Origin of the sequence: Porticoccus litoralis (assembly GCF_030676955.1) — a bacterium.
GTDB classification, from domain to species: Bacteria; Pseudomonadota; Gammaproteobacteria; order Pseudomonadales; family Porticoccaceae; genus Porticoccus; species Porticoccus litoralis.
This window is the reverse complement of sequence record NZ_JAUUUU010000001.1, coordinates 257,664-282,746: the sequence shown is the minus strand read 5'-3', so window position 1 is coordinate 282,746 and position 25,083 is coordinate 257,664. Positions and strand designations below refer to the sequence as shown.

The 25,083-nt window shown below is 53.7% G+C and carries 24 protein-coding genes; 15 read left to right on the top strand and 9 right to left on the bottom strand.

The genetic code is table 11. From position 1 onward, the window contains the following. The first annotated feature begins 412 nt into the window (after window positions 1–412). Window positions 413–1,684: an acetyl-CoA hydrolase/transferase family protein gene (locus Q8A57_RS01430; RefSeq protein ID WP_305169141.1), complete on the top strand. Its 1,272-nt coding sequence runs from the start codon at window positions 413–415 to the stop codon at window positions 1,682–1,684. Window positions 1,685–1,738: 54 nt separating this feature from the next. Here the strand turns inward: Q8A57_RS01430 and Q8A57_RS01425 are convergent, their stop codons facing one another. The 5 genes from Q8A57_RS01425 to htpX all read right to left on the bottom strand — a co-directional run bounded on the left by Q8A57_RS01425 (window position 1,739) and on the right by htpX (window position 5,466). Beyond that, the gene (locus Q8A57_RS01425; protein ID WP_305169140.1) at window positions 1,739–2,134 is read right to left on the bottom strand and encodes a gamma-butyrobetaine hydroxylase family protein; all 396 of its coding nucleotides are present in this window, start codon (window positions 2,132–2,134) and stop codon (window positions 1,739–1,741) included. Window positions 2,135–2,174: 40 nt separating this feature from the next. After that, entirely contained in the window at window positions 2,175–3,500 is a 1,326-nt protein-coding gene (gene hslU, locus Q8A57_RS01420) for an ATP-dependent protease ATPase subunit HslU (protein WP_305169139.1), read from the bottom strand. Between the two features lie 104 nt (window positions 3,501–3,604). Then, window positions 3,605–4,144 carry an ATP-dependent protease subunit HslV gene (gene hslV / locus Q8A57_RS01415; protein WP_305169138.1) on the bottom strand — a complete coding sequence of 180 codons (540 nt, stop codon included), beginning with the start codon at window positions 4,142–4,144 and terminating at the stop codon, window positions 3,605–3,607. A gap of 87 nt (window positions 4,145–4,231) precedes the next feature. Next, window positions 4,232–4,573, bottom strand: coding sequence for a Rieske (2Fe-2S) protein (locus tag Q8A57_RS01410; RefSeq protein WP_305169137.1), 342 nt, complete (start codon window positions 4,571–4,573; stop codon window positions 4,232–4,234). Continuing rightward, the gene (gene htpX / locus Q8A57_RS01405; protein ID WP_305169136.1) at window positions 4,573–5,466 is read right to left on the bottom strand and encodes a protease HtpX; all 894 of its coding nucleotides are present in this window, start codon (window positions 5,464–5,466) and stop codon (window positions 4,573–4,575) included. Before htpX ends, Q8A57_RS01410 begins: the two co-directional genes overlap by 1 nt. Before the next feature lie 342 nt (window positions 5,467–5,808). Between htpX and Q8A57_RS01400 the strand changes: the two genes are divergently transcribed. After that, entirely contained in the window at window positions 5,809–6,276 is a 468-nt protein-coding gene (locus tag Q8A57_RS01400) for an LEA/WHy family protein (RefSeq protein WP_305169135.1), read from the top strand. Window positions 6,277–6,291: 15 nt separating this feature from the next. Then, complete coding sequence (locus Q8A57_RS01395) at window positions 6,292–7,056, top strand: YiiX/YebB-like N1pC/P60 family cysteine hydrolase (RefSeq protein ID WP_305169134.1); 765 nt, start codon at window positions 6,292–6,294, stop codon at window positions 7,054–7,056. A gap of 15 nt (window positions 7,057–7,071) precedes the next feature. Here the strand turns inward: Q8A57_RS01395 and Q8A57_RS01390 are convergent, their stop codons facing one another. Beyond that, window positions 7,072–7,896 carry a mechanosensitive ion channel family protein gene (locus Q8A57_RS01390; protein WP_305169133.1) on the bottom strand — a complete coding sequence of 275 codons (825 nt, stop codon included), beginning with the start codon at window positions 7,894–7,896 and terminating at the stop codon, window positions 7,072–7,074. A 99-nt stretch (window positions 7,897–7,995) separates the two neighbouring features. Between Q8A57_RS01390 and Q8A57_RS01385 the strand changes: the two genes are divergently transcribed. The 4 genes from Q8A57_RS01385 to Q8A57_RS01370 all read left to right on the top strand — a co-directional run bounded on the left by Q8A57_RS01385 (window position 7,996) and on the right by Q8A57_RS01370 (window position 10,537). After that, window positions 7,996–8,691 (top strand): M15 family metallopeptidase, encoded by a 696-nt coding sequence (locus Q8A57_RS01385; RefSeq protein ID WP_305169132.1) that lies wholly within the window; start codon window positions 7,996–7,998, stop codon window positions 8,689–8,691. Then, window positions 8,684–9,496, top strand: coding sequence for a serine O-acetyltransferase (gene cysE / locus Q8A57_RS01380; RefSeq protein ID WP_305169131.1), 813 nt, complete (start codon window positions 8,684–8,686; stop codon window positions 9,494–9,496). The genes Q8A57_RS01385 and cysE overlap by 8 nt, the downstream gene beginning before the upstream one ends. A gap of 2 nt (window positions 9,497–9,498) precedes the next feature. Beyond that, window positions 9,499–9,858 carry a diacylglycerol kinase gene (locus tag Q8A57_RS01375; protein WP_305169130.1) on the top strand — a complete coding sequence of 120 codons (360 nt, stop codon included), beginning with the start codon at window positions 9,499–9,501 and terminating at the stop codon, window positions 9,856–9,858. A gap of 139 nt (window positions 9,859–9,997) precedes the next feature. Next, window positions 9,998–10,537, top strand: coding sequence for a hypothetical protein (locus Q8A57_RS01370; protein ID WP_305169129.1), 540 nt, complete (start codon window positions 9,998–10,000; stop codon window positions 10,535–10,537). A gap of 31 nt (window positions 10,538–10,568) precedes the next feature. Here Q8A57_RS01370 and Q8A57_RS01365 read toward each other — a convergent pair whose 3' ends face one another. After that, entirely contained in the window at window positions 10,569–11,042 is a 474-nt protein-coding gene (locus tag Q8A57_RS01365) for an Lrp/AsnC family transcriptional regulator (protein ID WP_305169128.1), read from the bottom strand. 203 nt (window positions 11,043–11,245) lie between these two features. Here Q8A57_RS01365 and Q8A57_RS01360 point away from each other — a divergent pair, with 203 nt between their 5' ends. The 3 genes from Q8A57_RS01360 to smrA are packed head-to-tail and all read left to right on the top strand — an operon-like array spanning window position 11,246 to window position 16,481. Further along, window positions 11,246–14,755 (top strand): indolepyruvate ferredoxin oxidoreductase family protein, encoded by a 3,510-nt coding sequence (locus tag Q8A57_RS01360; RefSeq protein ID WP_305169127.1) that lies wholly within the window; start codon window positions 11,246–11,248, stop codon window positions 14,753–14,755. A 2-nt stretch (window positions 14,756–14,757) separates the two neighbouring features. Then, window positions 14,758–15,825 carry a Glu/Leu/Phe/Val dehydrogenase dimerization domain-containing protein gene (locus Q8A57_RS01355; protein WP_305169126.1) on the top strand — a complete coding sequence of 356 codons (1,068 nt, stop codon included), beginning with the start codon at window positions 14,758–14,760 and terminating at the stop codon, window positions 15,823–15,825. 59 nt (window positions 15,826–15,884) lie between these two features. Further along, window positions 15,885–16,481, top strand: a complete 597-nt coding sequence (gene smrA / locus Q8A57_RS01350; RefSeq protein WP_305169125.1) for a DNA endonuclease SmrA — start codon at window positions 15,885–15,887, stop codon at window positions 16,479–16,481. A 46-nt stretch (window positions 16,482–16,527) separates the two neighbouring features. Here the strand turns inward: smrA and Q8A57_RS01345 are convergent, their stop codons facing one another. Together Q8A57_RS01345 and Q8A57_RS01340 are read right to left on the bottom strand one after the other, a co-directional pair. After that, window positions 16,528–17,118 (bottom strand): SPOR domain-containing protein, encoded by a 591-nt coding sequence (locus Q8A57_RS01345; RefSeq protein WP_305169124.1) that lies wholly within the window; start codon window positions 17,116–17,118, stop codon window positions 16,528–16,530. An 82-nt stretch (window positions 17,119–17,200) separates the two neighbouring features. Beyond that, entirely contained in the window at window positions 17,201–19,405 is a 2,205-nt protein-coding gene (locus Q8A57_RS01340) for a primosomal protein N' (protein WP_305169123.1), read from the bottom strand. A 243-nt stretch (window positions 19,406–19,648) separates the two neighbouring features. Between Q8A57_RS01340 and rpmE the strand changes: the two genes are divergently transcribed. The 5 genes from rpmE (at window position 19,649) to pntB (ending at window position 25,073) form a co-directional block, all read left to right on the top strand. After that, window positions 19,649–19,864 (top strand): 50S ribosomal protein L31, encoded by a 216-nt coding sequence (gene rpmE / locus Q8A57_RS01335; RefSeq protein WP_305169122.1) that lies wholly within the window; start codon window positions 19,649–19,651, stop codon window positions 19,862–19,864. Between the two features lie 4 nt (window positions 19,865–19,868). Further along, a complete protein-coding gene (locus Q8A57_RS01330) occupies window positions 19,869–20,693 on the top strand; it encodes a thermonuclease family protein (RefSeq protein WP_305169121.1) in 825 nt (274 codons plus the stop codon). A gap of 171 nt (window positions 20,694–20,864) precedes the next feature. Beyond that, window positions 20,865–21,614, top strand: coding sequence for a DUF4197 domain-containing protein (locus Q8A57_RS01325; protein ID WP_305169120.1), 750 nt, complete (start codon window positions 20,865–20,867; stop codon window positions 21,612–21,614). 471 nt (window positions 21,615–22,085) lie between these two features. After that, window positions 22,086–23,666 (top strand): Re/Si-specific NAD(P)(+) transhydrogenase subunit alpha, encoded by a 1,581-nt coding sequence (locus tag Q8A57_RS01320; RefSeq protein ID WP_439651635.1) that lies wholly within the window; start codon window positions 22,086–22,088, stop codon window positions 23,664–23,666. A 12-nt stretch (window positions 23,667–23,678) separates the two neighbouring features. Beyond that, complete coding sequence (pntB, locus tag Q8A57_RS01315) at window positions 23,679–25,073, top strand: Re/Si-specific NAD(P)(+) transhydrogenase subunit beta (protein ID WP_305169119.1); 1,395 nt, start codon at window positions 23,679–23,681, stop codon at window positions 25,071–25,073. Window positions 25,074–25,083: the final 10 nt, after the last annotated feature.

Here is a 25,083-nt window from a genome sequence, read left to right as displayed (position 1 = left end):
CAAATGTCGCTATACCGTTGGGAACAACAGCCCAATCAGCGACTAGCTTCAGTTAAAGACAGCATGCTCAGTGATGTGCTTATACTTTGCCTCACCTGATGAAGCCCCGCTGAGCCCGGCGTAACAAATGTTACTGGATAAACCGAAGAGTTATCCCATGGTGCATAAGATGAGTAAGGTTCAGGGTGTAATGGTTCGCCGCCACATTCTGAATATGCTCGATGGTAAACTTGCAGAAATATCAGCCTGCAACAAGCAGATCCTGTGAACAGCCTTCTGATGGGGGGTTATCCTTGTTACCTTAACCCAACCCTTCACCATTGACGTTGAGGCGCAGGGTTCATCCAAACGACATATATTCAGATTAGAATGGTCCCGATCACTTCCCGGACATTCAGAGAGAAACAACGCTATGCCCGTTATCTGTGCAACCGCTGAAGCAGCTCTTGCCCCCATACGCTCGTCAGACCGCATCTGGTGCCACTCCATGGCGGCAACTCCTTATAAAATGCTGGAAGCCCTGGCAGTAAAAGCAAAGGATCATAGGGATATCCAGCTGTTACAGCTGCACCTGGAACACGCGGAAGCGGTCTGTCAGCCGGAGCTGGATGGACACCTGCGCAACCGCTGCTACTTTGTCAGCCACAGCACGCGAGAGTTGGTGAATCAGGGCAAGGCGGATTATGTGCCCATGTTCCTTTCGGAAATACCAAAAATGCTTCGCAATGGCCGCCAGCCGGTGGATGTGGCTCTGATTCAGGTATCGCCGCCGGACCGCCACGGCAATTGCTCCCTGGGGGTGTCGGTGGAAGCCACGCTGGCTGCCACCAGTGTGGCCAAGACGATCATCGCACAGATAAATCCGCAGATGCCTCGCACCCATGGTGATGCAGCTATTCCGTTTGACACGATTGATTACGCCGTCGAAATTGACAGTGATATTCCCTGTCTGGATGTGGGAACCCCCAACCAGACACATTTGCAGATTGGACGCCTGGTTGCAGAGCTGATTCGCGATGGCGATTGCCTGCAGTTGGGCATTGGGGCAATCCCGGATGCGGTATTGGCCCATCTTGATGGTCATCGACATCTCGGTATCCATACGGAGATGTTTTCCAGTGGTGTCTTGCCGTTGATGGAGAAGGGTGTCGTCGATAATAGCAATAAGGTCGTTCATCCGGGGAAAATAGTCACCAGTTTCGTGCTCGGTTCACGGGCGTTGTATGACTTTGTGGATGACAACACCGAAGTTGTTTTTCTCGATACTGAATACGTGAACAATCCCGCAGTGATTCGCAAAAACCCCCGGGTGATGTCTATCAACAGTGCGATCCAGGTGGATTTGAGTGGCCAGGTGTGTGCTGATTCCATCGGCGACCGGGTTTACTCGGGCTTCGGCGGGCAGGTGGATTTTGTGACCGGATCTCAGATGTCAGAAGGTGGGCGTTCCATCATCGCTTTGCCAGCCACTGCGTTGTCAGGCAAGCGGTCGCGCATCGTTAGCCACCTGGCCAGTGGTGCAGGGGTGGTGACATCCCGAGCCCAAGTGGATTACGTGGTCACAGAGTTTGGTGTGGCGCATTTATACGGGGCCAGTCTAAAGGAACGGGCTGAAAAGCTTATCAATATTGCGCACCCGGACTTTCGAGAGGCTCTGGCAGCGGCGCACCGACAGGCTGGTTGAGCGAAATCTGATGATTCCGACTGTAATGATACGGAGTGTTAAGTTCGTTGAGGCCTAGTTTTTTGGACTGCGCGGGTCCATTAGCTTTACGGGTTGGGTGTTGGCATCTCGAAATCTCCCCGATTGGGTCAGCTTGTCGAGGTAATGTTGCCAGTACTGTTCATGGTTTTGGGCGAGATCTCTCAGGTAATCCCAGCTGAAGATGCCACTGTTATGGCCGTCACTGAATGTCAGTGTCAGGGCGTAGTTGCCGGAGGCAGCAGCCCCCGTGACCCGCACACCCTGCTTACCGTGCTGAAGTACTTCCTGTCCGGGACCATGTCCTTTCACCTCCGCACTGGGTGAATGAACCCTCAGGTATTCACCCGACATGGTAAAGCATGCCCCATCCGGATACTCCAGGGTGAGGCTGCCATCTTCCTTGCCAACTTTTACTTTATTGGGCAACACAATGATTTGCCTTTACGTTTGATGAGCAGAGAGCATTGAATTAGAGAATAAACCGAGACAGGTCCTCATCTCGGGATATTTCCGTGAGCTGCTGGTCAACAAATGCCGCATCAATATTCACGGGCTCGTCTTGTCCACCCCGATCCGATGCCTCGAAAGAAATGTCTTCCAGCAGCCTCTCCATCAGTGTGTGCAGGCGTCGGGCGCCAATATTTTCCGTGCGTTCATTGACCTCAAAGGCAATCTCCGCAATGCGTTTAACACCGTCCGGCTGGAAGTTGACGTTTAACGCTTCTGTCGCCAGTAGCTCCCTGTACTGCTCGGTGAGGGAGGCGTTGGGTTCGGTGAGAATGCGCTCAAAATCCTCGCTGCTGAGGGACTGCAGCTCCACACGAATGGGCAGTCTGCCCTGTAGCTCGGGGATCAGGTCAGAGGGTTTCGAAAAATGGAATGCCCCTGAGGCAATGAACAGTATGTGGTCGGTCTTGATCATGCCGTACTTGGTGGTGACGGTGCTGCCTTCAATCAGTGGCAGCAGATCCCGTTGTACGCCCTCACGGGAGACATCGGCGCCGGAGGTCTCGCCGCGTTTGGCGACCTTGTCGATCTCGTCGATAAAGACGATGCCGTTTTGTTCGGCCGATTCCACAGCGCGAACTTTCAGCTCCTCTTCGTTGACCATGCTTGCAGCCTGCTCTTCGGTCAGTTGTTTCATCGCCTGGGCTACAGTGACCTTTTTACGCTGCTTTTTGTCTTTGCCCAGATTGGAAAACATGTTTTGCAACTGATTGGTCATTTCTTCCATGCCGGGGGGCGCCATGATTTCAACGCCCATGGGAGTGGCGCTGATATCAATTTCAATCTCCTTGTCATCCAGTTCGCCCTGACGCAGTTTCTTGCGGAAAACCTGGCGGGTACTGGACTCTGCCTCACTGGATTCCCCGTCCCTGGCAGGTGGCAACAGAGCGTCGAGAACCAGTTCCTCGGCAGCATCCATTGCCCGTTGCTGAACCTTGTGCATTTCACTTTCGCGCAATAGTTTGACGGAGGTTTCAACCAGGTCGCGGATAATGGATTCCACATCTTTGCCCACATAGCCGACCTCAGTAAATTTGGTCGCTTCAACCTTGACGAATGGGGCGTTGGCCAGTCGCGCCAAGCGGCGGGCGATTTCGGTTTTGCCGACCCCCGTGGGACCGATCATCAAAATATTTTTAGGGGTTACTTCGTTGCGCAGCTCGGGTTCAAGCTGCATGCGCCGCCAGCGATTTCGCAGGGCGATGGCCACGGCCCGTTTGGCGGCATCCTGGCCGATAATATGGCGGTCCAGTTCGTGAACAATTTCTCGGGGAGTCATATTGGACATGCTGTAAATCTCTCTGATACCGGCCGCATCATCTGGTGTGTCTGTGCTGGGCCGGAAATAACTTTTCAATCAATGCTAAGGGGGGGTACCACCTTTGGCATTGATCAGTAATCCAGTTCTTCGATGGTGCGATTGTGGTTTGTGTAGATGCAGATATCGCCAGCGATTTCCAGGCCTTTTTCGACAATGGATTTTGCGTCGAGCTCGGTATTTTCCAATAGAGCTCGGGCCGCAGACTGGGCGAAGGCCCCGCCGGAGCCGATGGCGATCAAGTCATTTTCAGGTTGGATCACATCGCCGTTGCCAGTGATGATCAGGGAGGCCTCCTTGTCGGCCACAGCCAGTAATGCCTCGAGCTTTCTCAGAATGCGGTCAGAACGCCAGTCTTTGGCCAGCTCTACCGCTGCCCGGGTCAGGTTACCCCGGTGCTGCTCCAGTTTGGCTTCAAAGCGTTCAAACAGGGTAAAGGCATCGGCTGTACCACCGGCAAAGCCCGCGATGACCTGATCATTGTGCAAGCGACGAACTTTGCGCGCATTGCCTTTCATGACGGTGTTGCCCAGGGTCACCTGGCCGTCGCCACCGATAACTACCTTGCCGTTGCGACGTACGGAAAGAATGGTGGTGCCTCGATATTGTTCCAAAAGAATCTCCTGTGGATTTGTTCTGGGTAGCTGCCTGAGTCGATAGATGGGGGCGTAGCCGGTGAATTCAATGGTTAAACTCGCTGATTAACGAGATCTTTCCAGATCGTCCGCGAGGTAGACCTCGCCATTAATCAGTGTGCAGGATTTGGCCTTTAGAGATTGGTTGTGGCAGGGGCCTGCCACACAGAGGCCGCTGTCTATTTCAAAAAGGGCACCATGGGTGCTGCACTGAATATATTCTTTTTCCAGATCCAGAAACTGGCCTGGTATCAGGTTGAGGGGCGCCCCGATATGGGGGCAACTGTTGCGAAAAACCTGTACTGATTGTCCGCGACGTACGGCAAAGCAGGCCTCGCCCTCAATCTCCAGGTCAATGCCGCCTGGGTTGGGTATGTCTTCCAGGCGGCAGAGAGGACTGGCCGTCATCAAACGCCCCGGCGCAGGGCTTCAATACGCTCATCCAGTGGCGGGTGAGACATGAACAGGCGAGTCGCGTGCTGTTTCCAGCCACTGGAGATGCCGAAGGCGGTCAGTGTGTCGGGCATCTGGTTGGGGACATGGGCCTGGGTTTCTTCCTGCAGGCGTTGCAGCGCAGAAATCATCGCACCGCGGCCGGCCAGATGCGCACCGGCAGCGTCGGCGCGGAATTCCCGCCAGCGTGAAAACCACATGACGATCATGGAGGCGAAAATACCCAGTATGACCTGTAATACCATCACGGTGACAAAGTAACCGATGCCGTAGCCGCGTTCATTTTTGAACACCGCCTTGTCGATGATGGAGCCCAGAATACGGGCACAGAACATCACGAAGGTGTTCAGCACACCCTGAACCAGGGACAGGGTGACCATATCGCCGTTGGCAACGTGGCCAATTTCATGGGCCAGGACGGCGCGCACTTCTTCCTTGTCGAAGCGGTGCAGAAGACCTTCGCTGACAGCTACCAGTGCGTTGTTCTTGTTCCAACCTGTGGCAAACGCATTCGATTGCTGTGCTGGAAAAATACCTACTTCCGGCATGCCGATACCGGCTTTGTTGGCCAGATCACTGACGGTTTCCATCAGCCAGCGTTCGTCCGGTGTCCGGGGTTGCTCGATGAGTTTAGTGCCGGTACTCATCTTTGCCATCCACTTGGATATCAGCAGGGAGACAAAGGAACCGCCAAAGCCGAACAGGCCGCACATGACGAGCAACCCACCGAGATTGGTATAGATACCCTGGGATGCCAGGTAGTGCTCCAGCCCCAGCATCTTGAACACGATGCTGAACAGCAGGAGTATGGCAATGTTGGTGCCTATGAATAAACCGATTCGTAACACGCTAACTCTCCTCGTTGTGGTGTCGACAATTGGCACCTTATAAGATGCGATCTCCCGCAAAAAATTCAATGGCTCGCGGTGACTTTTATTTTGGATTGCACTTTCAAGCGGGCAGATTCTAGCAAAACCGCGAGGTTGGTACGCGCACTGTTGTCCACAGAGGTGTTAGGACAGTCGTTGATCTCGGGTTTAGGGCTTGGCGACAGAAACAGCGGTATAAATTAAGTGGCGAGACTTGTTTTTTTACGGCAACATCCGTGGACTAACGTTGTCATTAATCATGTCGGCTATTAATCTGGCCAATCGGCCTGAACAGCAAAGCGGATTAAACAGGGGGTTTGAATGCGCCAACTCAGACTGGTCGGATGGCTTGTGATGCTATGCATGCTCTCTGGTTGCGCCCTGTTATCCACGTCCCAGAAGCCGGAAGTACATCTAGTGAACGTGCAACCCGGCTCCCATGATGGACTTCAACAGAATTTCCTGATTACCTTGCAGGTGACCAACCCCACGGCTCACGAGCTGAACATTTCCGGTATGTCATACAACCTCAAGCTTCAGGGACAGAAGCTGATTAGTGGCGTTTCCGGCGGCCTGCGTCCGTTGCCCGCTTACGGTCAGTCAATGGTCAAAGTGCCAGCGTCAGCAAACCTCATTAGTGGCCTGAAAATTATCGGTGCCTTCATGGAAGACTCCACTCAAGCTGTGGAATTTGAATTGGAGGCGCGTATTAACTTGGGATGGTGGCGATTCCCCGTCACCGTAGTCGAGTCCGGCTCCATTGACCTGGGCAAATACGGCGTTAAATAGCGGGAGAGGCCCGACGTGGTATTGGAGCGCATTGGTCGCTGGCTGGCGCGCAAGCTGTCCGAGCCGCGATATCTAAGTACAGTACCCAGCCGTCCGCACCTTCTTGCTAGTACCATTCAGCCGGGTGACGTTTTACTGGTGGAAGGCGTCAGTCGTTTCAGCCTGGCTATCAAATATCTCACCCAATCGACCTGGTCCCATGCGGCACTGTACGTTGGTGATTACCAAGGACAGGAGGGCATGCTGGTCGAAGCAGATGTCCAGGAGGGGGTAAGGCTGGTTCACCTGAGTCACTTTCAGCATCTTCAGACCCGAATCTGCCGTCCGGTCAAACTGGATGCCGACGAAATTCAACGATTGTTGGGGTATGCTCTGGAGCGCCTGGGGCACCAGTACGATCTGAAAAACATTATCGATCTGATGCGCTACCTGATTCAGACACCGCCTATACCCAATCGATGGCGACGGCGGATGTTAGCGCTGGGCAGTGGTGATCCTACCAGGGCCATCTGTTCATCTTTGATAGCTCAGGCTTTTCAGTCAATTCGGTACCCGATTTTGCCGGAGGTCACTGTAGAGAGGCGCTTTGATACGGATATGGAAGAAATCCACCAGGAATTTTTGCATATCCGCCATCACAGTCTCTATGCACCCCGCGACTTTGACCTGTCACCCTATTTCATGATTGTTAAACCGACACTGGCATCAGGCTTCGATCCTCACCAGGTTACCTGGCGAGAACCCGAAAGCCTGCAAGATGGTGATGCCACTCCATCGTAAACAGGATCTGCCAGACTAGTGTTTTTCCCCCAGCATGCGCACTTCCCGTTGCGGGAAGGGGATAGTGATGCCGGCCTGCCTCAGTGCTTCAAAGATGGCGTTGTTCACTTTAAATCGGGTTTCGTGGAAGCTCTGGGTCGGCACCCAGAAGCGCACTCCGAAATTGATGCTGCTGTCGCCAAAATTGTCGATGCCAATTAGTGGTTCGCGGTTTGAACTGACACCCTGCTGCTCTAGCACTTTTTTTAATATCCCGATGACCTGCTGGGGGTCAGAATCGTAGCTGACACCTACCGTGGTTTCGGCCAGCATGTTTTCAGCAGAGTTATGGATAATTTCACCCACAATATGTCGGTTGGGAATGGTGATCCTGACATCATCTTCGTCCCTGAGTACGGTGTAGGCCAGGTGTACCTCATCTACCAATCCTGTCTCCCCCTGCACCTTGATGGTGTCTCCCACCACAAAAGGTCGGGTGATAATAATATTGAGACCGGCACCGTAGTTGGACAGAAGCCCCTGAACTGCCAAGCCAGCACCCAGAGATAGAGCACCGATGGCTGCGACAAAGGGCGTGACGCTGATGCCTATTTTGCCAAGGGCGATGATGGCGACACCCACGAGAATAATGATTTTCACAAAGCTGGAAATAAAACGACTGAGCGTGATATCCAGCTCTTTTTTCTCGCATAGGGCGAGTACCATGCGGGATAGTTTGTTGGCGACAATTGAGCCAATCAGGAAAATGATCAGTGCGCCCACTAACTGGAAGCTGTAGGTGACGAAAAATTCAACGATGGTGTTGTATATGGCCTGGATTTGTTCGATTTCTTGTTGCATGACAAGCCGCTCCTTCTGGGTTGTGGCTAGAGCATAGCAAAATACGTTTCGTCATATTAAGGTGTTATTTTCCTCCATTACCCACAGGGTTGGCACTGCGTGAATTCCACTGCGATTTCCTTTGACATGATGAGCGGCCAGAACGGTGATCATCTCTGCAATGTTGATGGCGACATCAGGTTGCACGCGGCAGTGGTGACGCCATTCCGTGCGTTACAAGCTGCTGCTGCGAAAGCAGGATTGAATATTCAAATTGCTAGTGGCTACCGGGATTACCCAAGGCAACTGGCCATCTGGAACGCCAAGGCAACAGGACAACGTCCGCTACTGGATCGTCACAGCAACGCACTGAACCCGGCTGAGATGACCGAGACAGAGATCCTCTGGGCGATTCTTCGCTGGTCTGCATTACCTGGATGCTCCAGGCATCACTGGGGTACGGACATGGATATCTGGGATCAAGCAGCAGTGCCAGTGAATTACCCGTTGCAGTTAACGCCTGATGAATACGCCCCGGGTGGACCATTTGCCCCGCTGTCAGAATGGTTACAACAGCATGCTGCCTCATATGGCTTTGGCCGCCCCTACGCTGTGGATAGGGGTGGCGTAGCGCCGGAGCCCTGGCATTTAAGCTACCAGGCGACCGCAGAGCAGTTCGAAGCAAAATTGGATCGGGCATTTGTCTGCAAAGTTTCGGATAATAGCCAGCTGGCGTTGAGGGACACGGTTCTGGCCCATCTTGATGAAATCCTCGACAGGTTTATTTTGCCCCAGCCACGGGAGAAACATGGCTAGTTTGACAGCAGAGCAGGGCACACCAGATGTGTTGTGGGAAAGCATTCGGCAGGAAGTTACTGACATGGCAGCCCGGGAACCGGTGCTGGCCAGCTTTTTCTATGCGTCGATACTGAGCCACCATTCTCTGGAGGAGGCGCTGGCCTACACCCTGGCACAACAGCTAGGCAATGGTGTGCTTTCCGACCTGAGCATTCATCAGGTGTTGCTTGAAGCCATGACGGAAGATACAGAGACCCGCGATCGGATGCGGCGGGATCTCAGTGCCTACGTGGAGCGGGACCCAGCCTGTAACCATTACTGCATGCCGCTGCTTTATTTCAAGGGCTTCCATGCCCTGCAGGTACACCGGGTGGCCAATTGGTTGTGGCGGCGACAACGCCGTTCACTGGCTCTGTTTCTCCAGAATCGCGCTTCCGAAGTGTTTGGGGTGGATATTCATCCGGCGGCAGAAATTGGCGGTGGCATCATGATTGATCACGCCACCGGACTGGTGATTGGCGAAACATCCGTCGTTGAAGACAACGTTTCCATGCTGCATTCGGTAACCCTGGGTGGGACTGGTGCTCTCGCCGGAGATCGCCACCCGAAAATTCGTTGCGGTGTATTGATCGCCGCCGGTGCAAAAATTCTCGGCAATATTGAAGTCGGGCAGGGTGCCAAAGTGGGGGCGGGGAGCCTGGTGCTAGAATCCGTACCCGCTCATACCACCGTGGTTGGTGTTCCTGCCAAAGTGGTTGGCCATCCCCGGGAAGCGGAGCCCTCAAGGGAAATGGATCAACGTATTAATGGAGGCGAGGGCTGAACATGGCACTGCGCGGACTGATCAAGCGTCGGGCTTTCATGGCAGCCCTGCATTCCTGGCGGGGATTGAAAGCCTGCTTTGAGCATGAAGAGGCCTTCCGGGTGGAGGTATGGCTTTCGGTTATTCTGCTGCCACTGGCGTTTGTGGTGGCGGACAACGGCATAGAGCTGGTGTTGCTCTGCGGCTCGGTATTGCTGGTGTTGATTGTCGAGCTGCTAAATTCTGCGGTGGAGGCGGCCATCGACCGCATCAGCCTGGAGCACCATGCTTTGTCTGGCAGGGCCAAAGATCTGGGGTCTGCTGCTGTGTTGGTGGCTATGCTGTTTGTGCTGCTGACCTGGCTGGCCATTCTGCTGATGTGATGCAGTTTGAGAGGTGGGCCACGATCGTGGGGATTGATGGGGTAACATTGCTGTTTAATTGCTAGACTTTTCCTGTACCGGCTTCTACCCCCGGCGCTGGATGAGCAATAACCATGGCTAAACAGGGAAGCATCTGACAATGAGTGAAATGAGTTACGAGGTGGTGTTCCGGGGTGATGTGGTGCCTGGCCAATCCATCGTCGATGTCAAACAGCGGCTTGGCGAATTGTTTTCTGCCGATCCCGCGCGGATTGACGGCATGTTTTCAGGCAGGCCGGTGGTTATTAAGCGAGGGCTTGATCAATCGACGGCTGAACGCTATCAGGCCGGTATGCAAAGGGCCGGAGCCGTGGTGAGTATCCGTCCTGTTGCCACCAGTAGCGAAGACGCTTCACCGGAGCCAGTGGATACAATGCCGGTTGCCAGCTCAGATCTGACTGCCAACCCAGAACCACCAGCCGGTGCTTCTTCACTACCAGCGGGTGATATGGATCTGGCACCGGTGGGTGCCGATGTACTGACCCCGGAACAGCGCCGGGACTTTACCCAGGCCAATATCGACACGTCTTACATGACAATAGCCGAGGCGGGAAGCGAAGTGCTGAAGGAAGAAGAGCGAAACATCGTGCCCGACCGCGATGTGGATACCTCACACCTTTCTCTGGATGATTCTCAGTAGTCCATCACCCAGGTCTGGTTCCCCGGTCCGCTTACAACTGGGTGTCCAAGGGCAATTCAGTGGTGTATTTGATCTGCGTGACGGCAACATTGGAATGCAGATCGCGTATTAAGGGCAGTCGCGCAAGGTGTTGCCTTAGAAATGTCTCAAAATGCTGGATGTCGCGGGTGATGATTTTCAGAAAATAATCCATGGTTCCGGTGACGGTATAGCACTCGACGATTTCCGGAAACTGCTGCACTTGCGCTTCAAAAGCTTCCAGTGAATCTTCATCATTGCGCGTCAGTGAAATGCTGACAAACGTGACCATCTGCATCCCCAAAAGGTCAGCATCAAGCAGTGCGACTTTTTTACGCACGATGCCCGATTCCTCCAGCTTACTCATGCGTCTCCAGCAGGGGGTGGTCGAGAGGTTTACCTGCGACGCCACATCCTGAGCGCTGAGTGAGGCGTCAGTCTGCAGTATTTTCAGTATGTTGATATCAGTCTGGTCAAGTTTCGACATAAAATCCTGTTTCATAAATATAAAATAGAAAAATATTCCATAAAAATAGGTTTTTTAAGCAAAAAAAGCAACTCTATTGCCGGAAATATGCCCTATTCTTTTTGTCGAAGAATCAGGAAAAAGTGTCGTTGTCGGGTATAGACCCTGGCGCAACAGATAATAAAACCCTGGTTCGGCACAGTGACCTTGCATAGGAGGTGTCTGTGAATGTTTCACTGAACGACAAATATCTGCTCGACAAGGGCCGGGCTTACATGTCAGGCATTGAAGCGCTGGTTCGTTTACCCATCTTGCAACATCAGCGCGATCAGCAGCGTGGCCTGAATACCGCCTGCTATATATCCGGTTACCGTGGTTCGCCACTTGGCGGCCTGGATCAGGCGCTTTGGAAAGCCCGGCCTTTTCTCGATAAACACCATGTGCATTTTCAACCTGGGGTCAATGAAGACCTCGGTATGACAGCGGTGTGGGGCAGTCAGCAGGTCAACCTGTTTCCCGGCGCTCGCTATGACGGGGTCTACGGCATGTGGTACGGCAAAGGGCCGGGGTTAGACCGCAGCATGGATGTACTCAAGCATGCAAACGCCTTCGGCACCTCCAAATATGGTGGTGTTCTGGCGATTGTAGGAGATGATCACGCCTGCAAGTCGTCAACCCTGCCGCACCAGAGTGACCATATGTTCATCGGCGCTACCTGTCCGGTGCTGAACCCGGCAGGGGTTCAGGAAGTGCTGGATCTGGGTATTTATGGCTGGGAGCTGTCCCGTTACAGCGGCTGCTGGGTGGGCATGAAGGTCATTACGGAAAACTGTGATGCAGCTATCTCGGCGGAAATTGATCCGGGTCGTATACACATTGTATTACCCGAGGATTTTGAATTGCCGCCGGATGGTGTCCACGGTCGCTGGCCGGATACCCCGCTTGATCAGGAAAAGCGGTTGCAACGTTACAAAATTTACGCCGCACTCGCTTTCGCTCGTGCCAATAACCTCAATCGCATCACGCTGGATAGCCCCAATGCAAGATTGGGTATCGTTACCACCGGAAAATCCTACCTGGATACCCTTCAGGCACTGGATGATCTGGGTATTGACGAACAGCTTGCCGCGGCAATTGGTTTGCGTCTCTATAAGGTCGGTATGAGCTGGCCTCTGGAACCGTCCATGACGCATACCTTCGCCGATGGACTCGAAGAAATTCTGGTGATCGAAGAGAAGCGCAGTGTGATTGAGGACCAGCTCACCGGGCAGCTCTACAACTGGCCGGTGGAAAAACGGCCTCGGGTGGTGGGTGAGTACGAAGAGTATCGAGAACTGCTGGTGACAAATCTCGGTGAATTGACCCCCGCGTTAATCGCACAGGTAATTGCGTCCCGTATTCGTCGTTTCTACACCAGTGACACGGTGGAAAAACGGCTGGCCTTTCTGCAGGCCAAGGAGCGTTCGCTGAACAGCAAACCGGCCATGCTGGAGCGCAAACCCTGGTATTGCTCCGGCTGCCCCCACAATACTTCCACGGTTGTGCCCGAAGGCAGTATGGCTATGGCCGGGATCGGTTGTCACTACATGGTGCAGTGGATGGATAGGGAAACGTTTACCTTCACGCAGATGGGCGGCGAGGGGGCAACTTGGCTGGGTCAGGCACCTTTTACCGAGACCCCCCATGTGTTTCAGAACCTCGGGGACGGTACCTATTTCCACTCCGGCCTGCTGGCCATTCGGGCAGCAGTCGCTTCGGGGGTCAACATTACTTACAAAATTCTCTATAACGACGCGGTGGCCATGACCGGCGGTCAACCGGTGGACGGCATTCTCTCTGTTGACCGCATCGTGCAGCAGCTGCGGGGCGAGGGCGTGCAGCGCATTGCGGTTGTTTCGGATGATATTAAGCAGTTTGGTGGTGATTTCCCGCGCTTTGAGGGTCTCAGTTTTGATCATCGTGATCAGTTGGATCGGGTCCAGAGAGAACTGCGTGAGGTTGAAGGAACCAGTGTCCTGATCTACGTGCAGACCTGTGCTGCGGAGAAGCGTCGTCGCCGCAAAAAAGGGATTATGGATGATCCGCCGAAACGTATGTTCATTAATGAGCGGGTTTGCGAAGGCTGCGGTGATTGCGGTGAGAAATCCAACTGTTTGTCGATTATTCCCAAGGATACGCCGTTGGGTCGCAAACGCATGATCGATCAGTCCGCCTGTAACAAGGACTATTCCTGCCTGAAAGGCTTCTGCCCGAGCTTTGTTACCGTTCATGGTGGCCGTGTTCGCAAGCACCAAGGATTGGAACATCATGTCGCCTGGTCCGATTTGCCGGAACCGGAAATTGTCCCCATAGATATTCCCTACAACATCCTCGTGGCCGGCATTGGCGGGACGGGGGTGCTGACGGTCGGTTCTGTTTTGGGTATGGCGGCTCATATCGATAACAAAGGTACCTCGGTGCTGACTCAAACCGGGCTGGCGCAAAAATTCGGCTCGGTCACCAGTCATGTGCGTATCGCTAATCAGCAGTCAGACATTCATGGTGTGCGTATTCCTGCGGGTGATGCCCACCTGTTGCTGGGTGCCGACCTGGTGGTTTCCTCATCCCGGGAAGCCCTGTCAAAAGTGAACAGTGCCTTCTCCGCGGCAGTGCTTAACAGTCACGAGTCCCCAACGGCGGAATTTACCCACAATCCCGATGCGCCTTTTCCCTACGGGCAGATGGCCCATGTGCTGAAGGAGGAAATCGGTGATGAACGCACCTGGTTGATGGATGCCACGGCCCTGGGTACCGGATTAATGGGTGATGCTATCAGCGCCAACATGTTGTTGCTCGGTTATGCCTGGCAACTGGGTCTGGTGCCGTTACCCCGAGAGGCTATCGAACAGGCTATTACCCTCAACAATGTCGCGGTGGATATGAACCTGAAGGCCTTTCTCTGGGGGCGTCGCTATGCCGTAGATCCGGATCGCGTAATGGCGTTGGCCGGTGTTGAGGACGCTGCCTCGCAGCCGCTGGTGGCTACGCTGGATGAACTGATTGACGACCGATACTCGCGCCTTAAGGATTATCAGGATCACAACCTGGCAGATCACTATCGCCAGCAAGTGGAGCAGGTGCGCACTACGGAGCGGGCAGCTTTTCCCGGCTGCGAGGAACAGGACATGGCGTTGACTCGTACCGTAGCCAGCAATTATTTCAAGTTGCTGGCCTACAAAGATGAGTACGAAGTGGCCAGGTTATTTACCAGTGGAGAATTCGAACGCCAACTACACGAAGAGTTTGAAGGCGATTTCAGCCTGAAATTTCATCTCGCGCCCCCTGTTTTTGCACGACGTGATCCCCGCACCGGGCAGCCCCTCAAACGCCAGTTTGGGGGCTGGATAATGCCGATATTCAGGTTGTTGGCTAGGCTGCGTTTTCTGCGTGGCAGCTCCCTGGATCCTTTCTCATACAGTGCCGAGCGCAAAATGGAGCAACAATTGATTGCGGACTATCGGTCCCTGGTGGAGCAGTTATTAACAGGGCTTTGTTGGGATAACTATCAACAGGCCGTGGAACTGGCTTCGTTGCCGGAACGCATACGCGGCTTTGGCCATGTGAAAGCGAAGAATCTTGAGCTCACCAAGCTGCGTGAACGGGCATTGCTTGCGGGGTATCGAAGTGATCCCGTGCGTATTATTGATCCGGGAAACAGTACGACTGATGGGGCTCGGTCGGCAGCAGGAGAATGATCATGAGTGTGTTTCAACACCCCGACTATGACAGCCACGAAAAACTGGTTTTTCACCACGATGCAAGCAGTGGCCTGAAGGCAATTATCGCCATTCACAATACCAACCTGGGTTGTGCTCTGGGGGGTTGCCGAATGTGGCCCTATGCCAGCGATGATGAAGCAATTACGGATGTGCTTCGGCTGTCCCGGGGAATGACCTACAAAGCCGCTATTACCGGGTTGAACTTGGGCGGTGGCAAGGCCGTGATTATTGGCGACCCGCTGCGCGATAAAACCCCTCAGCGGTTAAAAGCGATGGGGCGCCTGGTGGAAAGCCTACACGGCGAATATGTGACGGCAGAGGATGTCGGAATTGGTGAGCAGGACGTGGCAATGATGTCGACTGAAACTCGGTATGCCACCGGTTTCGAGCATGTTGCCGGTGTCAGTGGTGACCCCTCTCCCTATACCGCTTACGGTGTGTTTCGCGGTATTGAGCAGGCTGCGCGCTTCCAGTTGGGCTGGGATACGCTGGCTGGTATTCGTGTCGCTATTCAGGGGGTGGGGAAAGTCGGCTACGAACTGGCTCGACTGCTCAGCGCTGCCGGTGCGCGAGTCTATGCTGCGGATATCTTCACAGATAACCTGAAAAAGGCAGTTGCCGACCTAGGCGTGATTCCAGTGTTGCCGGAAGATATTCTGCGTCAGCCGGCGGAAGTGTTTTCACCATGTGCCATGGGGGCGGTGATTAATGAGACTGGCCTTCGCGAACTGGCTGCACCTGTGGTTGCGGGGTCAGCCAACAACCAGTTATCGACCGCGGAGGACGGCCAGCGCTTGCAGGCGGCGGGTATCCTTTATGTGCCGGACTACGTCATCAATGCTGGGGGATTAATCGACGTCTACTATCAGTATTTCGGTGCTGATCGCCAGGAGGTATTACGCCATATCGACGAGATGGCAGCTAAAACCTTGCCTGAAATCTTTCAGCGGTCAAAGGTCACCGGAGCTGCGACCAGTGATGTGGCCGATGAGCTGGCCAGGTCCAGATTCATGGGTAGCACCCAAGCTCATACAGATGCAGCCTGAGCGCTGCCAGGGCTATAATTGCCTGCCCGAGCCGTTAGTAACTTCAAGAGTGTTTGGCAGTGAGCGACGACGATAATCATTTATTTCGGCAGGAGATGGACGATGTGATGCCCCTGTCAAAGCCCTCGGATCGTGTGTTGTTAAGCAAGGTCAGGGAGCAATCACCGGGGCTGGTTGTGCGGCGCAAGGCTGCGCAACAGGAAATTACACAGGATGCTGATGGCCTGACTTCGGAAGCCTATATCCCTATGGTCAAGCCAAGGGATGTGCTGGCATTCAAACGCGAGGGAGTTCAAAACGGTGTCTACAAAAACCTGCGACTGGGCAAATACACCATTGATTCTAGGCTGGACCTGCACCGATTAACTGTTGAGCAGGCGAGGCAGCAGATGTACCAGTTCATTCGGGACTGCGTTAAACATGAAATTCGTTGTGCCCTGATCACCCATGGTCGTGGAGAGAATCGCGAAAAACCGGCGTTGTTAAAAAGCTGTACTAATCAGTGGTTGCGGCAGTTCGAAGAGGTGTTGGCATTCCATAGTGCCCAGCCCCAGCATGGCGGCACGGGTGCCACCTATGTGATGTTGCGCAAAAGCGAAAAAAAGCGAATCGAAAACCTTGAGCGACACCACAAGGGGCGAAAGTTTCGCGGATAGAACTATCGTTTTTCCGGTGAGACTTATCTGAAAAAGCCGAATCTGATTATTCTTTGCGTTTCAACAACAGCGAATCAATACCGTTGCTCGCCAGGCGGTTGCGGGCTTCTGTCACATCGGAGTGGTTGGTAAAGGGGCCGACCAGTACCCGATGCCAGGTCTCTCCTTTTCTCGGGCTTACCATTTCAATGCTGGTGCTGAGATTCAATAACAGTAAACGAGCCCTAAGACTATCCGCATCCGAGTTGCTTTTGAATGATCCAACCTGCAGCAGGAACACTTCATTGGCGGTGACTTTAGGTTCCGGAACTGCTTCGCTTTCAGAGCGGTTGGTAGGGGCGGGGTTGTCCGGAACAATGACCTCGGTTTCTCTCAGCAGCGTATAGAAATCGAAGCGTGGCTTGCCGTTCGGTTCCTCGTGCGCCTGCTGTTGGGGTTTAGTTTTTTGGGGTGCAGGCTGTTTGTCACCATCTTCGGTATTGGCGAGTTGATATAGCGTCACTATCAATCCCCCCAGCAGAATGCCGGCCAGCAACCAGAGCCATCCCGGCGCCCCCTGTTTTGTGGCGCGACTTTTTCTTGCGTTGGGGCGTTTATGATTTTTTTGTGAGGCTTTTTTGGCGTAATCCCGGGTCATGGGTGTGACACTACTCCTATGCTGGGCGCCATTGTAGGATTAACTCACAGTGGCCGCCAGCGCTTCCAATTAAATGCTGTTATCAGCTCATATCCTGTGGGTCGATATCTACCGACCAGCGCACTTTTTTCCCCAGAGAGGACGCTTCAAGTTGTGGGCAAAGCCAGCTCATCAACTGCTGGAGCCTGGGTCTTTCGCGGCAGGTGATACTGAATTGCTGTCGAAAACGACCGCTGCGTTTTTCCATTGGTGCGGGTAGTGGCCCCAGGTAGCTGATGTCCGGGTTGGGTGAAACCTGCTGTTCAGCCAATTGGCGGGCATAGGCTAAGAAGTTTTCAGCATCAGTCATGTTGCGGGCCTCGGCTCGTAGCAATGCCATATAGCGAAACGGTGGCAGCTGGGCCAGTCGCCGTTCAGTTAGCAGCATCTCGCAAAATTCGCTGTAGGATTGGTGGATCAAGGTGGAAATCAACGGGTGTTCACAGTGCTGGCTTTGCAGAATGACCATGCCGGGCTTTTTTCCTCGCCCAGCCCGTCCCGCAACCTGGGTGATTAGCTGGCCCATTTTCTCTGCGGCGCGAAAATCTGCGCTGAACAGTCCGGCGTCGGCATCCAGTATTGCCACCAGCGTGACATTGGGGAAATGGTGGCCCTTAGCCAGCATTTGTGTGCCCACCAAAATACAGGGCTCGCCGCTGTGAATCTTTGCAACGATTTCCTGCATGGCCTGTTTGCGGCGGGTAGTATCCCGATCAACCCGAATGACCGGAAAATCCGGGAAAAGAGCTGCCAGGGTTTCCTCGCTTCGTTCCGTGCCCTGGCCCACACACTGTAACTGCACGCTATGGCATTGGGAGCATCGCGTCGGCACAGTCTGCTGAAACTCACAGTGGTGGCAGATCAGGCGGTTAATCTGGCGGTGTACGGTGAGCCGAGCTTCGCAGCGGTGACAGTTGGCAATCCAGCCGCACTGGTGGCAGCTGAGCGTGGGGGCAAATCCCCGGCGGTTCAGGAAGACCAGTACCTGGTTGCCGTCATCCAGTTGCGTCTGCATGGCATCAAACAATTCTCGGGAGAAACCAGAGGACAGGCGGTGCTGACGAACATCGACAGTCTGCCAGGCAGGCTGCTGCGACGCGCCGGCACGGGATGACAATACCAGGCGGGTGTATCGCTGTTGCTGGCAGTTGTACAGTGACTCCAGGGATGGCGTGGCCGAACCCAGTATGAGGGGTATTTGTTCTGACTGGGCGCGCCACACTGCCAGATCTCGGGCCGAATAGCGAAACCCTTCCTGTTGCTTGAAAGAACTGTCATGTTCCTCGTCAACGATTAACAGGCCGGGGTTTTTCAGTGGCGTAAAAATGGCGGAGCGGGTGCCAAGGACAATGGCTGCCCGTCCGGTTCTGGCCTGATCCCAGGCCAATGCCCGTTCTCTGTCTGTGAGTCCGGAATGAATTACGGCGACAGGACAATTAAATCTTGAGGTAAAGCGCTGTAAGGTCTGAGGTGTCAGGCTGATCTCAGGAATCATGACCAGCGCCTGGCGACCCTTTCGCACCACCTGTTCAATCAGTTGCAGGTAAACCTCGGTTTTGCCGCTTCCGGTTGTGCCATCCAGCAGGTAGCTGTGAAAACCCGACAGTTGAATCTGTTCCAGGGCCTGTTGTTGTTCTGGGTAAAGGGGCAGGGAAGGTTCCGCCAGCAAGTTTGAATGATCAACGCTGGCTTCTGGTGCCAACTCAATCTGCTCAATCAAACCTTTCTGTTCCAGCTGCCGCAATATGGTGCTGCTGATGCCCAGTTGCTGAAAGTGACTACGGCTGGCAGTGCGAAGTTGCAGTTGCTGTAACACCTGTTGCTGTCGCGGTGCTCTGGACAGGGCTGATTCCGGTAGTCCTTTGCCGCGAGTTGTCAGTTGCCATGCCGGTTCTGCATTGCTAGGCAGTGGTTCTCCGCGGCGCAGCAGCACAGGTAACAGTGAACTGAGTGCATCGCCGATCGGGTGCTGATAGTAACTGGCGGCCCATGATCCCAGCTCCAGAAGATTCTGAGATAGCAGGGGCTCGCAATCCAGCAACGCCGCTATGGGCTTTAATTTATCTGTTGGTACTTCACTGCTGCTTGCCTGACCAATGACAATCCCAACCAGTTGGCGGCGTCCAAAAGGGACCAGTACGCGGCAGCCTGCTTCTGGTAATGGGCCAAGTTCGGCAGGGTAGAGGTAATCAAACAGCCGCCGCAATGGAGAGGGAATGGCAATGCGGAGAATGGCGGGATCTGTCATCGCAGTGTTTTTATGCTAAAACCTTGAAAGGGGACTGTTTTCTGGTAGTATTCGCGCTCCGTTAAGGCGGCATGCGGTGCCCGGCATAATTGAAAGGCATCCCGAATGGCTGAACGCATTGGCAATCAGCCAAAACCTGACCGAGATCTGCAGTGTACCAGATGTGCATACTGATCCCAGACAGGAGATTCGGGTTGAACAGAGATCGGGTTGCGGTGTGCAAGATACAGAGGCTAAGAGAAAATGAAAGCAGAAATTCACCCGAATTATGGCACGTTGTCTGCAACTTGCAGTTGTGGCAACGTTATTGAAGTTGGCTCCACCCTGAGTGACAGCATCCACGTGGATGTTTGCTCCCAGTGCCACCCCTTCTACACCGGCAAGCAGAAAGTTGTTGATACTGGTGGCCGTATCGACCGCTTCAACAAGCGTTTCGCTGGTCGTTCCGCCAAGAAATAAGTTTATGCAGCTGGCCTTTCGAGGCGGCCAAAACGCGCTTCCGGCTAAAGCCCGAAGCGCGTTTTTTGTTGTACGTTTTTTCGCTTTACTTCCTTTCGTATTTTTTGGATCGGCTTGGGCCGGCGTAACCTGTGAACCCGTTGGCCCCCTTGAGCCTGTTTCCGTCTATCACGTCTACGACGGCGATACCCTGAAACTTGACGATGGTCGCAAGCTGCGACTGATCGGTGTCAACGCCACCGAAATGGGGCGTGATGGCAGGCCGGATCAACCACTGGCAAAAGCAGCTACCCGTTTGGTTGAGGAGTTTGTCCGCCATTCAGGACAGGTCATGATATCTGTCGACAAGCAGGCCAAAGATCGATACGGACGCACGCTGGCACACGTGTTTAATACTCGGGGTGAAAGTCTTGAGCAACAGTTGCTGGAGCAGGGGCTTGCCTATCATGTAGCCGTTCCGCCAAATCTGACCCAGGCGGAATGTCTGGCCAGTGCCGAAGCGCGAGCACGTTCCGCCGGGCTTGGTTTGTGGAGTGCCGCCGGGATTGCACCGGTGTCCGCCTCAGGTATTGCCACTGGCGGATTTCAACGGGTGCAGGGCAAGGTGACCGCAATAAAGCTGGGCAAAAAGAGCTGGCGACTTGAGCTGGATAATCGCCTGGTTGCCATTACCTATCCTGAGCATTGGTATCGCTTTGATCGCAATTGGTACCAATCTCTACAAGGGCGATTTATTGAGGTTCAGGGGTGGGTATACCGAGCGGGTAAAGAAAATCAAAAAGAGTGGCGCATGAAAGTTGAAACTCAGTACGGTATAGAAGTTAAATAATTACATATAGTTAACTATAGAATTTAAAGTTAATTGTAGGTGTTTTTTATCTTTAGCCTGCTTTTTTCAATCAAGTTTACTCATCTCATTTAAGCGGCGAATTGCCATTAACCCCATACAACAGCCGTGCTACGCTATGCGCTCATTTCTCAGGATCAGAGAGTGCTACCCATGAAGTCTGGAATTCATTTCGTTACCCTGTCATTGCTGATGTTCTCCATGGCCGTAAATGCCGCCAGCTGGTGGGAAAGCGGTCGACAGTTGCTGGAAAGTGCCACGGGCACTTCTACAGAGACTTCTTCCGCCTCTCTGAATAATCTGTCGGTGGAGGAAATTGCCGCTGGACTCAAGGACGCCCTCAAGGTGGGCACCGGCAAAGTGGTATCACAGCTCGGGGCCAACGATGGGTTTTTGGCAGACGAGCAGATTCATATTCCGTTGCCTGCGCAAATCCAACAGGCCAAGGCTTTGCTGGAGAAGGTTGGTATGGGCGCCAGCCTGGTGGAACTGGAAACACGGCTTAACCGAGCTGCCGAAGCCGCGACGCCAAAGGCCAAGACACTGTTTCTGGATGCCATCAGCGAGATGACGATTGAGGATGCCCGCAATATCTACAATGGTTCGGAAGATGCCGCTACCCAATACTTCCGTGACAAAATGAGTGGTTCTCTGGGTGAGGCAATGCGTCCGGTGATTGCCGACAGTCTCAGTCAGGTGGGTGCCGTGCAGGTTTATGACAGTATTGCCGGCAACTACAAAACTTTGCCATTTGTGCCGGACCTGAAAACCGATCTTACCGATTACACCATTGAAAAAGGCATGGCTGGTATTTTTTATTATCTGGCTCAGGAAGAGGCGGCCATTCGGCAGGACCCAGCCAAACAGACTACAGCGCTACTTAAAAAACTCTTCAGCCGCTGATTTTTTCTCGCTACGGGTGGTAAATGTGGGTGAGCATGATAAGGTGCCGCCCCTTAGCGCAGTGGGCGTTATTGAGGGGATGTCAGTGAGGTACTTTTGACAGAGCCCGGATGTCATACCTCTTTATCAGTAACGTCAAAGCAGTGCTTAAGGGCGATTTTGTAAATGTTTTGTAAAAGATGGCTTATGCGATTTCGTAACTCATCATAATTTCTTATATATCTCATAAAACTATCCTATAAAAGAATGATTTACGCTGCCTGTGTATGGCGTAACATTCAAAGCGGTTGTAGGAGCAGCAACACTTTTACTATTTAAAAACGGACAATATGCTGGTTTTCTAAAGTATTCAGTGCTTTAGTTACGGCACAGTCATGTTTTTCCGGCTGGATAGTCACAAGTTAGGCGAACCCGCTTTGCGTGTTTACATTTATGGACTATGCACCTGACCCGAGATCAGGTTTGGAGAGAATGCTGATGATAACAATAGGTATCCCGAAGGAAATTTTTCCGGACGAGCGGCGTGTTGCCGCTACACCGGCCTCGGTACAAAAGCTCATCAAGCTGGGCTATGAGGTATTGATTCAGTCGGGGGCTGGTGATCCTGCCCACTACGACGACGAGGCTTATGTGAACGCCGGCGCCGCCATTGCGGTGGATGCTCCCTCCCTCTGGGGACAAGCGGACTTTGTGTTGAAAGTACGTGCTCCCATGGATAATTCACAGTTAGGTCGTCACGAAGTCGACATGATGAAACAGGGGGCGTCTCTGGCCTGTTATATCTGGCCCGCCCAGAACCCTGAATTACTCGACAAGTTGGCTGAAAAGGGCGTGACGGCATTTGCTATCGACAGTTTGCCCCGTATTAGTCGTGCCCAGAAAATGGATGCCCTGAGCGCTATGGCCAACATTGCCGGCTATCGGGCAGTTATTGAAGCAGCCAATCATTTCGGTCGTTTCTTTACCGGTCAGGTCACTGCTGCTGGCAAGGTGCCCCCAGCCAAGATCATGATTATTGGTGCCGGCGTCGCCGGTCTGGCGGCCATTGGTACCGCCAACAGTATGGGCGCTATTGTGCGCGCCTTTGATACCCGCCTGGAAGTTAAAGAACAGGTGGAAAGTATGGGTGCCGAGTTCCTGGAGCTGGATTTCGGTGACGAGGATGGCAGCGGCGGTGGCGGTTACGCCAAGCAAATGAGCGACGAGTTCATCCAGGCGGAAATGGCACTTTTTGCGGAACAGGCCAAAGAGGTGGATATTATCATCACCACGGCACTGATTCCCGGCCGTCCAGCACCTAAATTGATTACTGCGGAAATGGTTGAATCCATGAAGCCCGGCAGTGTGATTGTCGACCTCGCCTCCGAGCGCGGTGGCAACTGTGAGCTGACCGAACCCGGTGTGGTTGCTGTGAAGCACGATGTCTCCATTGTCGGTTACACCGACCTGCCCAGCCGCATGGCTAAGGTGTCCAGTGACCTCTATGCCAGTAACCTGGTCCACTTGGTGACTGACCTGACACCCGAGAAAGATGGTCAGCCAGTGGTTGATATGGAAGATACCGTGATCCGCGGATTGACCGTGGTGAATGACGGGTCTATTACCTGGCCACCACCCAAGGTTGAAGTGTCGGTTGCTGCGCCCAAACCCAGTACCGAAGAGCCCTCACCGGCGGGTAAGGCTGCCGTCGCACCCTCGCCGCTGCGCAAGTGGGGTGGCAAGATCGCACTGTTTGCTGTCACGGCGTTGGCGCTGCTCGGCGTTGGTGCTTATGCGCCGGAAAGCTTCCTCACCCACTTTACCGTGTTTGTGCTGGCCTGTTTTATCGGTTGGCAGGTGATCTGGAACGTCACGGCTTCACTGCACACACCGCTGATGAGTGTCACCAATGCCATCAGTGGCATTATCGTGATCGGGGCGCTGTTGCACCTGGCTCGGGCTGAAGGAGCTGCAGTGGGCATAATGGCCTTTGTGGCTGTGCTCATCGCCACTATTAACATTGCGGGGGGCTTCCGAGTCACCCATCGCATGCTGAAAATGTTCCGCAAATAAGGGGGTCACACCATGAGTTATGGAATAGTTAGTGTGGCCTACGTTGTGGCCAGCATTTTGTTTATTCTCAGTCTTGGCGGACTGAGCCATCAGGAAACCGCCCGAAAGGGTAACTACTACGGTGTGGCGGGTATTTTCATCGCTATCATCGTGACCATTGCCAGCTTTGGTGGCAGTGGCATTGTCAGTATTGTTTTGGCAATTCTCATTGGTAGCGGCATCGGCCTGATGCTCGCCAACAAAGTGGAAATGACGCAGATGCCCCAGCTGGTGGCACTGCTGCACAGCTTTGTGGGTCTGGCCGCCGTGCTGGTGGGTTTTTCAGGTTATATCGAACCGTTGATTGTTACCCACGGTGCCGAGCACACGATCAAGCTGATCGAGATATACCTGGGTATCTTTATTGGCGCCGTCACCTTTACTGGATCGCTGATTGCCTGCGGTAAGCTCGACGCCAGAATTCCCAGCAAGGCACTGACTCTGCCGGGACGCCATTATATGAATCTGGCTGCGCTGCTGGTGACGATCGTGTTGGGTATTATGTTCGTCGGTGCTGAGAGCAAGGCGGCGGGGATATTTGCTCTGATCCTGATGACAGCCATTGCGTCGGTCCTGGGGGTTCACCTGATCATGGCTATCGGTGGTGCCGATATGCCAGTGGTGGTCTCGATGCTTAACAGTTACTCCGGTTGGGCCGCGGCAGCCATTGGTTTCATGCTTGGCAATGATCTACTGATTGTCACCGGCGCGCTGGTGGGTAGTAGTGGTGCTATCCTCAGTTACATCATGTGCCGTGCCATGAACCGCTCGTTTATCAGCGTGATTCTCGGTGGCTTTGGCCAGACCAGCAGCAGTTCTTCTGCGGACTTGGAAGATCAAACAATCCAGGAAACCTCTGTGGATGAACTGGCTGAAGAGCTGCTTGCCTCTGATTCTGTGATCATCGTGCCCGGTTATGGCATGGCGGTGGCTCAGGCCCAGAACGCGGTGGGAGATATCACCAAGTTCCTGCGCGACAAGGGCATCAATGTGCGCTTTGGTATTCACCCGGTGGCGGGTCGTTTGCCGGGACACATGAACGTGCTTCTTGCTGAAGCCCATGTGCCCTATGACATCGTGCTGGAAATGGATGAAATCAATGACGACTTCCCGCAGACCGACGTGGTGCTGGTGATCGGTGCCAACGACACGGTTAACCCGGCGGCTTCAGAAGACCCGGGCAGCCCCATTGCCGGTATGCCTGTGCTGGAAGTGTGGAAGTCTCGTCAGGTGGTGATCCTTAAGCGCGGTATGGCTACCGGTTATTCTGGCGTGGAAAACCCGCTGTTCTTCAAGGAGAACGCCCGTATGTTGTTTGGTGACGCCAAGGAGACAGTGGATAAGATATTGGGTGCCCTCAGGGGTTAACTTCACGATA

Bases quoted from the DNA above. Each gene is read 5' to 3' on its own strand.
- Q8A57_RS01340 (WP_305169123.1), bottom strand. From the start codon at position 19,405: ATGACAGATCCCGCCATTCTCCGCATTGCCATTCCCTCTCCATTGCGG.
- cysE (WP_305169131.1), top strand. From the start codon at position 8,684: ATGGCTAGTTTGACAGCAGAGCAGGGCACACCAGATGTGTTGTGGGAA.
- Q8A57_RS01430 (WP_305169141.1), top strand. From the start codon at position 413: ATGCCCGTTATCTGTGCAACCGCTGAAGCAGCTCTTGCCCCCATACGC.
- Q8A57_RS01400 (WP_305169135.1), top strand. From the start codon at position 5,809: ATGCGCCAACTCAGACTGGTCGGATGGCTTGTGATGCTATGCATGCTC.
- Q8A57_RS01325 (WP_305169120.1), top strand. From the start codon at position 20,865: ATGAAGTCTGGAATTCATTTCGTTACCCTGTCATTGCTGATGTTCTCC.
- hslU (WP_305169139.1), bottom strand. From the start codon at position 3,500: ATGTCCAATATGACTCCCCGAGAAATTGTTCACGAACTGGACCGCCAT.
- Q8A57_RS01410 (WP_305169137.1), bottom strand. From the start codon at position 4,573: ATGACGGCCAGTCCTCTCTGCCGCCTGGAAGACATACCCAACCCAGGC.
- Q8A57_RS01365 (WP_305169128.1), bottom strand. From the start codon at position 11,042: ATGTCGAAACTTGACCAGACTGATATCAACATACTGAAAATACTGCAG.
- Q8A57_RS01320 (WP_439651635.1), top strand. From the start codon at position 22,086: ATGCTGATGATAACAATAGGTATCCCGAAGGAAATTTTTCCGGACGAG.
- Q8A57_RS01345 (WP_305169124.1), bottom strand. From the start codon at position 17,118: ATGACCCGGGATTACGCCAAAAAAGCCTCACAAAAAAATCATAAACGC.
- Q8A57_RS01370 (WP_305169129.1), top strand. From the start codon at position 9,998: ATGAGTGAAATGAGTTACGAGGTGGTGTTCCGGGGTGATGTGGTGCCT.
- Q8A57_RS01390 (WP_305169133.1), bottom strand. From the start codon at position 7,896: ATGCAACAAGAAATCGAACAAATCCAGGCCATATACAACACCATCGTT.
- pntB (WP_305169119.1), top strand. From the start codon at position 23,679: ATGAGTTATGGAATAGTTAGTGTGGCCTACGTTGTGGCCAGCATTTTG.
- Q8A57_RS01330 (WP_305169121.1), top strand. From the start codon at position 19,869: ATGCAGCTGGCCTTTCGAGGCGGCCAAAACGCGCTTCCGGCTAAAGCC.
- Q8A57_RS01375 (WP_305169130.1), top strand. From the start codon at position 9,499: ATGGCACTGCGCGGACTGATCAAGCGTCGGGCTTTCATGGCAGCCCTG.
- Q8A57_RS01355 (WP_305169126.1), top strand. From the start codon at position 14,758: ATGAGTGTGTTTCAACACCCCGACTATGACAGCCACGAAAAACTGGTT.
- rpmE (WP_305169122.1), top strand. From the start codon at position 19,649: ATGAAAGCAGAAATTCACCCGAATTATGGCACGTTGTCTGCAACTTGC.